The sequence below is a fragment of the Anaerotignum lactatifermentans DSM 14214 genome (assembly GCF_900142265.1).
GTDB lineage: Bacteria > Bacillota > Clostridia > Lachnospirales > Anaerotignaceae > Anaerotignum > Anaerotignum lactatifermentans.
Genome location: NZ_FRAH01000016.1, coordinates 42021 through 53320, shown reverse-complemented (window position 1 = coordinate 53320; position 11300 = coordinate 42021). Strand labels below are relative to the sequence as shown.

Here is an 11300-nt window from a genome sequence, read left to right as displayed (position 1 = left end):
AGATTTCAACACAAACGTGCCCTCGCATTAACTGCTCGTAAATTTGTGCGGTTAGTCTTTGCACTGCTCAAAGACAATCGTTTATATCGTCCGGCAGAATAGATTTTTCTATCTGTCGATACACGAACCCTGCTCATTTTTCAAAAATACGATTTGCAGGGCTTAGGTGGGTGTTTTTGTCTTTTTGAAACATAGCTGAAAGTATATCTTTCAATATTGTTTTTATCTTGACATATCACCGCTGGACTTTTTTATAAAATCGGGTTTTTCGCAGAAATCATAGCACAATCGGAAAACCCTGTCAAATATGCCGACTTGACAGAGGGCAAAAGTGGGCATATAGTGAAAGCAGACAACGTGTTGGGGGCATTGTTATATTTTAGGAGGAAGAAATGAAAAGCTGGGGAAAACATTTCTATTTTCTATTGGCTGTTCTGTGCGCTTTGGGGTTGAGCGGCTGCGATCATTCAATCACCATCACCATTGATGGTGCAGAGATAGCCACAACGGAACTAGAAGAAAAACATTGGATCTCTGTGGAAGAATTGCAGGATTATGGTTTTGCACTGCAAAAAGGAGATAAAATGACTGGCAGTCTGGAAACAAATTGGGTGTTGTATCCATTATCACCAGGAATGAAAACGGTGGAGAAAGAGGAAATCGTGGTGCACGATGAAGCAGAAAAGCATCATGTATATTGTAATGGGCTGTTGGTTCCTACAAAAGTCATCAATGGGGAATTGATGGTGGCTGTGGAAAGTCTGACTGGAGAAAATTTGGACCAGTCCTACATGACTTATAGCGGCATATGGGAGAATATGGAACAATTACAGCAAACGAGATTTAGTGTTTATCTGGTTGAAAAGAAGGAAGAAGCGGAAGACAATTGGGATTTGTATCTTTTGCGTCCCACCATGCCGCTGCGGACGCCTTGGGGCTGCATCCTTTTTGAGAAGGTCTTGACGGATGATATTCCTTTTACAAAAGAATCTTTCGCAGAGGAGTATGTGAGTCTGCCGGAGCTGGCGGAAAACATGGATTTGTCTTTTGCGCTTCATAAAGGCATCCTGCATATGCATCAAGATGGTGCGGTAGAAAATTACCAGGTTCCCTTAGAAACAGTTTCTCAGGATTTTATGGAACAGCGACTGATTTCTGGATATGCACTGACAGGAGAAGGCATTCGTATTGCCTGCGTTTATGATGGTAAGAAACTGTATGCAAATCTGGAAGATATGAAAGAGGTAGTTGCCGCAGAGGGATATGCCTATGACGAGGAAACAAGAACGTTTACACAGAAAAACTGAATATTTTTGGTAGAACATACAGGGAATCCTTATCAAAGGATTCCTTTTTTCTATTAGAACAAATAAAAAGGTTATGGTATAATAAAAAGAACAAACGGGGAATAAAGTAATATTTTTTCTTATGGTTTGAGGGAACTGTGCAATCCTTTGTTTGTTTGTCGACAATTTTCCAGAGTATTTTTTCTGTGAAAATTCTGGCAAAAAAAGATTGTTGTAAATAGAAGCCTGTGAAGGAAAAGTGCTGGAGCCCAAAAGTGGAAAACTGGAATTTCTTCTAGGGTTGGGCACACTTTTTTTTATCAGGCGGATACCTAGTAAGGAGGTGCGATATGAGCAGATTGAGTATTATCACACCCAATAAGGCGCAGACCGTTGTGGAAGGGCTTTATCGGGATGTAGAACGTAGGATCATTGCCAGTCCTCCCGGGCTTTGTCCTGTGGATATGGCTGCGGCTTTTCTGAAGCTGTGTCATGCCCAGACTTGCGGGAAATGTGTTCCCTGCCGTGTTGGTCTGGGACAGTTACAGGTGTTGCTGGAACGGGTTTTGGACGGCAAAGGCAGTGAGGAGGATCTGCAGCTGATCGAAAAAACCGCTCGTGTCATCAAGAATTCCGCTGATTGTGCCATTGGGACAGAAGCGGCAGAAATGGTATTGCGTGGGGTATTAGGGTTCCGGGATGATTATCTGGAACATATTCATAACAAACGCTGTCTGTTCAATATTTACCAGCCGGTGCCCTGTGTGGCTCTCTGTCCGGCAAATGTGGATATTCCCGGATATATTGCCTTGATTTCCCATGAACGTTATGCGGATGCGGTACGGCTCATTCGAAAAGACAATCCCTTTGTAACGTCCTGTGCTATGGTTTGTGAACATCCCTGTGAAGCACGGTGCCGCAGAAATATGGTGGATGATGCCATCAATATTCGTGCGTTGAAACGGTATGCTGTGGATCATGCAGGCGTTGTGCCTGTACCGCCTTGTGCAGAACCAACAGGAAAGAAAGTTGCCATTCTGGGCGGCGGTCCCGGCGGTTTGAGCGCGGCTTATTATTTGGCATTGATGGGACATCATGTAGAAGTATTTGAAAAAAATAAAAAACTGGGTGGTATGCTCCGTTATGGCATTCCAAGCTATCGTTTGCCAAGAGAAAGACTGGATGAGGATTTGGAAGCAATTCTTTCCACAGGTATTACCGTACATACAGGTGTGGAAGTGGGCAAAGATGTGACCCTGCCGCAGATCAAAGATGCTTTTGACTGTATTTATATTTCCATTGGTGCCCAGAGTGATAAAAAGATTGGCATCGAAGGGGAAGACAAACGTGGCGTTATGTCTGCGGTACAGATGCTGCGCAGCATTGGTGACGGTGCTCTGCCAGACTTTCGAAAAAAACGTGTGGTTGTCGTTGGCGGCGGCAATGTAGCCATGGACTGTACCAGAAGTGCGAAACGTCTGGGGGCGGAAAGCGTTACCTGCGTTTACCGCAGAAGAAAAGTGGATATGACAGCACTGCCTGATGAAATCGAAGGCGCATTGGGTGAAGGCTGTGAAATCATGTGTATGCATGCGCCTCTGCGGATTTCCGGCGATGAGGACGATAATGTAACAGCTCTGTGGGCACAGCCCCAGATTGTAGGTCCTATGGACAGCGGCGGCAGACCTCGTCCCATGCCTGCTGACGCGCCTCCTGTACGGATTCCTTGTGACATTATCATTGTTGCCATTGGACAGGGCATCGAAACACAGCCCTTTGAAGAATACGGTGTGCCCATCAAACGCGGCGTTATTGATGCCATGGCAAGCAGTGACTTTGAAAACATTGATGGTGTATTTGCTGGCGGTGACTGCGTAACAGGTCCTGCTACAGTCATTCGTGCCATCGCAGCTGGTAAGGTTGCAGCTGCTAATATTGATGAATACTTAGGTTTCAATCACCAGATTACAGTGGATGTGGAAATCCCTCCTGTACGGCTGAATGTAATGCCTGCCGGCGGCAGAGTTAACACCACAGAACGCAGTGCCGGTGAAAGAAACCATGACTTTAATTTGATTGAATGCGGCTTGACCCACGAAGAAGCCATGCAGGAAAGCTGCCGCTGTCTGCGGTGTGACCATTACGGCTATGGCAACTTCAAAGGAGGGAGGGTGGAAAAATGGTAAATCTGACTATAGATGGAAAACAAGTACAGACAAAAGAAAATACCACCATTCTGGAAGCGGCAAGAGCTGCTGGCATTTATGTGCCCAGCCTGTGTTATTTGAAAGATATCAATGAAATTGGCGCTTGCCGTGTTTGTGTGGTGGAAGTGGAAGGCGTTGATAAACTCATTTCCTCCTGCAATAATGTTGTCAGCGAAGGTATGGTGGTCTATACCAACAGCCCAAGAGTTAGAGAAGTCAGAAAGACCAATGTGGAACTGATCCTTTCTCAGCATGACAGCAAATGTACCATGTGTGTGCGCAGTGGCAACTGTACATTGCAGACCATTGCCAACGATTTGGATATTCGTCGTCAGCCTTATGAAATGCAGGTGCCTCCTTATCAGTGGAGCCCTCGTTCCCCTTTGATTCGAGATGCTTCTAAATGTATTAAGTGTATGCGCTGTATTCAGATTTGTGATAAGGTGCAGGATCTGCATATTTGGGACGTAGAAGGTACTGGTGCCAGAACCACTGTCGACGTCGCTTATAACAATCGTATTATGGATTCCGACTGTTCTTTCTGCGGGCAGTGCGTGACCCACTGTCCTGTGGGAGCATTGAGTGAACGAGATGACACAGAACAGTTCTTTGCTGCATTGGCAAATCCCAAGAAAAAAGTCATTGTACAGATTGCACCTGCAGTACGGGCTTCCTGGGGGGAAGAAATGGGTCTTTCTCATGAAGAAGCTGAGGTTGGAAAGATTGTTACAGCTTTGAAAATGATGGGCGTAGACTATGTCTTTGATACAGACTTTGCGGCAGACCTGACCATTATGGAAGAGGGCAGTGAACTGCTGCGCCGTTTGAGTGAGGGAGAACATCAGTATCCCATGTTCACATCTTGCTGTCCTGCGTGGGTACGGTTTATGAAGAGCCAGTATCCCGACATGACGGAATGCCTTTCCACAGCAAAATCTCCCCAGCAGATGTTTGGGGCAGTTGTAAAGGCTTATTACGCAGGAAAACTGGGCATTGCAAAAGAAGATGTATTCAGCGTGTCCATCATGCCTTGCATTGCCAAAAAGAGTGAAAATATCCTGCCTACCATGAACGATGCAGGAACGGGAAGAGATGTGGATCTGGTACTGACTACCAGAGAATTTGTGCGCATGCTCCGTGCGGAACATATCCGTCCTGATCTGCTGGAAAGCACACCTTTTGATGATCCTATTGGAGAAGCGACGGGTGCTGGCGTTATTTTCGGTGTGACCGGCGGTGTTATGGAGGCGGCTCTGCGCAGCGCTTATTATTTGGTAAACGGCGAAAATGCGGCTCCTGATGCTTTCCAGAATGTCCGTGGACAGGAAGGTTGGAGAGAAGCGGAATTTGAATTGGCAGGCAAAACCCTGCGGGTGGCTGTTGCCAGTGGTTTGGGTAATGCTAGAAAACTGGTGAAAGCTCTGCGGAAAGGCAAAGCCCATTATGACTTTGTGGAAATCATGGCTTGTCCAGGCGGTTGTGCCGGCGGCGGCGGTCAGCCCATCAAAGATGGACTGGAACAGGCAGAATGCCGCGGAAATCACCTGTATTTCCTGGATGATATCGCAAACCTGCGTTTCAGCCATGAAAATCCGGCAATCCAGGCATTGTATAAAGATTTCCTGGGTGAACCTTTGGGAGAAAAAGCCCATCACTTGCTCCATACAGACCATACAGCATGGAAAATGCCAAGAGAATCAGAATAAGATAAAAACGATGGGATACATAGAGCAATTTCCCTTAAATAAACATTTTCCATTTTTGTTGATTTCTTAAGGGGAGTTGTGACAACTGTTTTCAGAAGAAAACATATTTGATCAAATCCTATAAAAACAAGAAAGCTGAGATCCTTTGTACTAGAAAGATTTCAGCTTTCTTTATTTTTTTGGAAGATGTCTCTAATGGTATTCCGTTTGCTGTTTTTAGGAAAAGTGCAAATAAAAGGGGGCGTTTGTCAGAGAAGGACAAAACCGAGATGTTCACTGCAAAACACTTAAAAATGACCAATGGGAGAAGAGGAGTCCAAGATACATCTTCCATAAAACATGCACAAAAAAGAACATATTCCTTTGTATAAAAAGATAGTTGTTTTTCTGAGACGTGCAAAGTGACGGTATTTTTGCAGAGGATTTTTGATTTTTCAACAGGTTTCATAGAAACGCAGCTTTTTCCATATTGGGGGTTTACATCGGCAATCCTTTGTGATAGTATGAGAAAAAATAACCAGACGAAAGGGTTGCATATTTATGATTCAAAATAATTTTGCTGCAACTGCATACTTTTATTTTTACCGTGTTTTCAGAGATTCAAAGTGAATTTTGCTGTTAGGAAAAGACGGTTCGTTTTGTTGTTTTTTTCTTTGGAAGGACATATAGGACTTCGCAGTGAAATTCGCTGCGGAGTCTTTCTTTTTTGTAGGAAAGAAGGGTAGGCAGCGATGAAAGGAAGCGTTTTATCATGAAGGAGGTAAGTGGAATGATTATTGTACTGAAACAGAATACAAAACCGGAACAACTGGAAAACTTGGAAGCGTGGATTCACAGCATGGGGATTGAAACCCATGTTTCCATTGGAAAAACCCATACCATCATCGGTCTGGTGGGGGATACCTCTCAGGTGGATATGGATTTGGTAAGAGCATTGGACATTGTAGAAAACGTAAAACGGATACAAGAGCCATTTAAAAATGCAAACAGAAAATTCCACAATGAAGACTTGGTGGTGGACATCGGCGGCGTGAAGATTGGCGGCGGCAATTTCCAAATCATTGCTGGTCCTTGCTCCGTAGAGTCCAGAGAGCAGGTGTGCTACATTGCGGAATGTGTGAAAAAATCCGGCGCAGGCTTGCTCCGCGGCGGTGCATTTAAGCCCAGAACTTCCCCTTACGCTTTCCAAGGTCTGAAAGGCGAAGGCATTGAACTGCTGGAAGAAGCAAAGGCAAAAACAGGATTGCCTATCGTATCCGAAATCATGAATATCAGCCATCTGCCTATGTTTGAATCCGTTGATGTGATTCAGGTAGGGGCAAGAAACATGCAGAACTTTGATCTGCTGCGGGAACTGGGTACCATCGACAAACCCATTCTGCTGAAACGTGGGCTGGCAAATACCATTGAAGAATGGCTTATGAGTGCGGAATACATCATGGCTGGTGGCAACGAAAACGTCATCCTCTGCGAAAGAGGTATCCGCACATTTGAAACCAAAACAAGAAATACACTGGATTTGTCTGCGATTCCTGTTTTGAAAAAACTGACACATTTGCCTGTTATCGTAGACCCTAGCCATGCATTAGGACACTCCAACATGGTAAAACCCATGGCAATGGCAGCAACAGCAGCTGGGGCAGACGGGCTCATGATTGAAGTGCATAATGACCCGGCAAGAGCACTGTGTGACGGCGCACAGTCCCTGACACCGGAAGCATTTGACGATGTAGCAAAGGCTGTATTCCAAATCAGACCTTTTGCCTGCAAATACAATGAAGATTAAGAGAAGACGATAGAAAAAGAGGTGACACATATGAAAGTCGGCGTTGTAGGAATGGGGCTTATTGGCGGCTCCATGGCGAAAGCCATTCACAAAAAAACAGAACATACAGTGATCGGCTGGGACGCATCAGAAACAGTACGGCTCAGCGCAAAGCTGCTGGAAGCGGCAGATGAATTCATGGTTGACGGCAATCCCAAAGATTGCGATCTGGTGCTTATTGCCCTTTATCCACAGGCGACCGTAGATTATGTGCGCCAACATGCAAAGGATTTCAAAAAAGGCGCCATGGTTGTGGACTGCGCAGGGGTGAAACGACTGGTTTGCCAGAATGTGCAGGACATCGCCGCAGAAAATGGTTTCATTTTCATTGGTGCTCATCCTATGGCAGGCATCGAGCGTTCCGGCTTTAACTTTTCCAGTGAGAAGATTTTCGAAGGAGCGACCATGATTCTGACACCTTTTCGGGGAACAGATATTGCCGATGTGGACCGACTGAGCCAGTTTTTCAAAAGCATCGGCTTTGCACGGATGCAGGTGGCAACAGACGCGGAACATGACCAGATGATTGCTTACACATCCCAGCTAGCACATGTGGTTTCCAGCGCATATATCAAAAGCGAATTATCTCCCAATTTCAAGGGATTTTCCGCAGGCAGTTTCCACGATATGACTCGTGTGGCAAAACTGAACGAAACCATGTGGACAGAACTGTTTTTGGTGAACAAAGATTATCTGGCAGACGAAATCGATGGTCTGGTGGAACGGCTGCAGGCTTACAGCAAGGTCATCCGCAATGGTGATGGAGATACCTTGAAAGCCATGCTGAAAGACGGGAAAGAAAAACGCCTTGCCGTTGACGTTGTAAAAGAATTTGATTAAGAAGGTGTGTGTATGAGAAGTGTAACAGTGAAAACTTCCGCAACGTATGAGGTGCTCATTGGCAGCGGACTCCTTCAGAAAGCGGGAGAAGCAGTGAAAAAAGTCATTTCTCCCTGTAAAGCTGCCATTGTGACAGACAGTACCGTGGTACATTTATATGAAGAAACGGTCCGCAAGTCTTTGACAGAAGCTGGATTTTCTGTTTGTACTTTTGTATTTCCCGCAGGAGAAGCATCCAAGAACATTCATACCCTGAGCCATTTGCTGGAATTTCTGGCAAAAGAGGAAATGACCAGAACAGATATGATTGTGGCTCTGGGCGGCGGTGTGACAGGAGATTTGGCAGGCTTTGGTGCGGCAGTATATCTGCGGGGCATCCCTTTTGTACAGATTCCCACCACATTTCTGGCAGCCATCGATTCTTCCGTAGGCGGAAAAGCGGCAGTGGATTTGGAAGCAGGAAAAAATCTAGCAGGTGCTTTTTATCAGCCGAAACTGGTACTCTGTGATACGGATGTATTGCAGACATTGCCGGAAGTTGTTTTTGCGGATGGCATTGCGGAAGCATTGAAATATGGCGTACTTGGCGACGCTCCATTATTTGAAAAAATTGCCGGAGGAAATTGCCGGCAGGATTTGGAAGAAATCATTGAAACCTGCGTTTCCATGAAACGGGATGTGGTGGAAGAAGATGAATTTGACACAGGCAAACGCCAGTTGTTGAATCTGGGACATACCTTTGGACATGCCATTGAGCAGAAAAGCCATTTTCAAATGACACATGGTCATGCTGTTGCCATTGGGATGCATCTCATTGCCAAAGCGGCAGAAGCCAAGGGTATTGCAGAGAAAGGTACAGCGGCGACCATTGCAAAGGCATTGGAACAGAATCAACTGCCGAAAGAAACCGAATTTTCTCCGGCAGAAGTGGCAGAAGGAACCCTGCGGGATAAAAAACGCCGGGGTGGAACCATCAGTTTTGTATTTCCCAAGAAAATCGGTGCTTGTGAAATCGTAAAAATACCAGTGGAAGAAGTGGAAGCATTAGCAAAAATGGCTATGGAATCGTAAAGGAGGGAGGCTATGAACATCAAAATATCCAGAGGAGCTCTGAGGGGAACGGTGCAGATGATTTCCTCCAAGTCTGATGCCCATCGCCTGTTCATTGGTGCGGCGCTGGCAGATCAGCCAACAGAAATGGTGCTTAACGGCAGCTCCGAGGATTTGGAAGCCACCCTTCAGTGTTTGCAGGCATTGGGAGCAGATTTTCTCCGGCAGGGAGATAATATCAAAGTGTTCCCAGTGGAGAAAAAAGAAGAACTGGCTGTGATGGATTGCAGAGAAAGCGGCTCTACCTTGCGTTTTTTGCTGCCAGTGGCGGCGGCATTGGGCAGAAATGTACTGGTGGAGGGAAAGGGCAGATTGCCCCAGCGTCCCATCGGTATCCTGACAGAATTGCTGAGAGAACATGGCTGCTTCGTCAGCAATGACCAATTGCCTTTGGAGATGCACGGGCAGCTCAAAGGCGGTACCTTTTCTCTGCCGGGCAATGTAAGTTCTCAGTTTATCACGGGATTGCTTTTTGCATTGCCTTTATTAGAAGAAGATAGTGAAATCGTATTGACCACAGAAGTGGAATCCCGTGGATATATTGATATGACACTGCATACTCTCAAACGCTTCGGTATTGAAGTGGAGGAAGGGAAAAGGGGATTTTCTATTCCCGGTGGTCAGCAGTACCATTCCCCTGGTGTGATGCAGGCAGACGGCGACTGGTCTAATGGTGCTTTTTGGCTTACAGCCGGTGCCATGGGTCAGCCGGTGACATGTTGTGGACTACAAATGGACTCTCCCCAAGGAGATAAAGCCATTTTAGATATATTGAAACAGTTTGGAGCACATGTGGAAGTGGAAGGAGATCGAGTAACAGTTTCTCATGGAAAACTGAAAGGCTGCGTCATTGATGCGGCACAGATTCCAGATCTGGTACCCATATTGTGTATGGCGGCAGCGGCGGCAGAAGGAAAAACAGAAATTCGAAATGCTGGCAGACTGCGCATCAAAGAAAGTGACCGCCTGGCGGCTATGGCAGACTGTTTGAAGGGGCTGGGTGTTCCAGTGGAGGAAAAACAGGACGGTCTAGTTATCCATGGCGGGAAATTGACAGAACCACAAGGAGAAATTCGTATAGATGCTTACGGCGATCACCGAATCGTTATGTCGGCGGCAGTGGGGGCGGCTTTGCTGGGCAGAGAAGCCGTCATTGAAGGCGCGGAAGCTGTGGCAAAGTCTTATCCGGCATTTTTTGCAGAATTTATTCGTTTAGGAGGTGGCGCAGATGTCCTCTAATTTTGGAGAACGAATCAAGATTTCTATTTTTGGACAGTCCCATTCCGAAGCCATTGGGGTAGTCATTGACGGACTGCCGGCAGGAGAAGAAATTGATCTGGAAAAGGTGCAGGCGTTTATGAAACGGCGGGCACCCGGTCAGCATAAATATTCCACCACAAGAAAAGAGGGAGATGTCCCGGAAGTGGTGTCCGGTTTATTTGAAGGAAAAACTTGCGGCGCGCCATTATGCGCCATGATACATAATACAAACGCCCATTCCAAAGATTACAGCAATCTGGTGAAAACCCCCCGCCCCGGTCATGCGGACTATACGGCGGCTGTAAAATACGGTGGTTTTCAGGATTATCGAGGCGGCGGGCATTTTTCCGGCAGATTAACAGCACCCCTTTGCTTTGCTGGGGCGGTATGTATGCAGATTCTGGAAAGAAAGGGCATTCACTTTGGTGCTCATATCCATTCCATTCACGGCATTGCCGATACACCTATGAATCCGGTGGAAATCACAGCGGAAGAACTGGCGGCAGTGACAGCAAAAACATTCCCTGTTTTTTCCGATGAAGCTGGTCTGCGGATGCAGGAAATCATTGAGGACGCACGGCTGAATCAGGATTCCGTCGGCGGTGTGGTGGAAGCGGCAGTGGTAGGGCTTCCCGTTGGCTTGGGCGAGCCGATGTTTGATGGACTGGAAAGCAAGCTGGCTTCCATTTTATATGCCATTCCCGCAGTGAAAGGTGTGGAATTTGGCGATGGTTTTGGTGTGGCAGCGCTGTTTGGTTCAGAAAATAACGACCCATTTTACTTTGATGAAAATGGCAATGTAAAAACCACCACCAATCACCACGGCGGTTCTTTGGGCGGCATTTCCAGTGGTATGCCATTGGTACTCAGAGCGGCATTTAAGCCCACGCCGTCTATCTCCAGAGAACAGAATACCATTGGTATGGAATCAGGACAGAACGAGACAGTTCGTGTCATTGGGCGTCATGATCCTTGTATCGTGCCCAGAGCGGTGCCTTGCGTAGAGGCGGCAATGGCAGTGGCAATTTTGGATTTATATGAATTACAGCAAAAGAAATAATCAGGA

At 46.4% G+C, this 11300-nt stretch carries 8 protein-coding genes; all 8 read left to right on the top strand.

Annotated elements, in window-relative coordinates; all coding sequences use genetic code 11:
• Nucleotides 1–392 precede the first annotated feature (392 nt).
• The 8 genes from BUB35_RS06170 (at nt 393) to aroC (ending at nt 11294) form a co-directional block, all read left to right on the top strand.
• Entirely contained in the window at nt 393–1307 is a 915-nt protein-coding gene (locus BUB35_RS06170) for a hypothetical protein (protein ID WP_072850123.1), read from the top strand.
• Nucleotides 1308–1636: 329 nt separating this feature from the next.
• Entirely contained in the window at nt 1637–3472 is a 1836-nt protein-coding gene (locus BUB35_RS06165) for an NAD(P)-binding protein (protein WP_072850121.1), read from the top strand.
• Entirely contained in the window at nt 3466–5199 is a 1734-nt protein-coding gene (locus BUB35_RS06160; protein ID WP_072850119.1) for an NADH-dependent [FeFe] hydrogenase, group A6, read from the top strand. The genes BUB35_RS06165 and BUB35_RS06160 overlap by 7 nt, the downstream gene beginning before the upstream one ends.
• Before the next feature lie 769 nt (nt 5200–5968).
• Nucleotides 5969–6985 (top strand): 3-deoxy-7-phosphoheptulonate synthase, encoded by a 1017-nt coding sequence (aroF, locus tag BUB35_RS06150; RefSeq protein ID WP_072850115.1) that lies wholly within the window; start codon nt 5969–5971, stop codon nt 6983–6985.
• A gap of 30 nt (nt 6986–7015) precedes the next feature.
• A complete protein-coding gene (locus tag BUB35_RS06145) occupies nt 7016–7864 on the top strand; it encodes a prephenate dehydrogenase (RefSeq protein ID WP_072850113.1) in 849 nt (282 codons plus the stop codon).
• 12 nt (nt 7865–7876) lie between these two features.
• Nucleotides 7877–8935, top strand: a complete 1059-nt coding sequence (gene aroB / locus BUB35_RS06140; RefSeq protein ID WP_072850111.1) for a 3-dehydroquinate synthase — start codon at nt 7877–7879, stop codon at nt 8933–8935.
• Nucleotides 8936–8947: 12 nt separating this feature from the next.
• A complete protein-coding gene (gene aroA / locus BUB35_RS06135; protein WP_072850109.1) occupies nt 8948–10213 on the top strand; it encodes a 3-phosphoshikimate 1-carboxyvinyltransferase in 1266 nt (421 codons plus the stop codon).
• Nucleotides 10203–11294, top strand: coding sequence for a chorismate synthase (aroC, locus tag BUB35_RS06130; protein WP_072850107.1), 1092 nt, complete (start codon nt 10203–10205; stop codon nt 11292–11294). The genes aroA and aroC overlap by 11 nt, the downstream gene beginning before the upstream one ends.
• Nucleotides 11295–11300 lie beyond the last annotated feature (6 nt).

Bases quoted from the DNA above. Each gene is read 5' to 3' on its own strand.
- BUB35_RS06145 (WP_072850113.1), top strand. From the start codon at position 7,016: ATGAAAGTCGGCGTTGTAGGAATGGGGCTTATTGGCGGCTCCATGGCG.
- aroF (WP_072850115.1), top strand. From the start codon at position 5,969: ATGATTATTGTACTGAAACAGAATACAAAACCGGAACAACTGGAAAAC.
- aroB (WP_072850111.1), top strand. From the start codon at position 7,877: ATGAGAAGTGTAACAGTGAAAACTTCCGCAACGTATGAGGTGCTCATT.
- BUB35_RS06165 (WP_072850121.1), top strand. From the start codon at position 1,637: ATGAGCAGATTGAGTATTATCACACCCAATAAGGCGCAGACCGTTGTG.
- BUB35_RS06170 (WP_072850123.1), top strand. From the start codon at position 393: ATGAAAAGCTGGGGAAAACATTTCTATTTTCTATTGGCTGTTCTGTGC.
- aroC (WP_072850107.1), top strand. From the start codon at position 10,203: ATGTCCTCTAATTTTGGAGAACGAATCAAGATTTCTATTTTTGGACAG.
- aroA (WP_072850109.1), top strand. From the start codon at position 8,948: ATGAACATCAAAATATCCAGAGGAGCTCTGAGGGGAACGGTGCAGATG.
- BUB35_RS06160 (WP_072850119.1), top strand. From the start codon at position 3,466: ATGGTAAATCTGACTATAGATGGAAAACAAGTACAGACAAAAGAAAAT.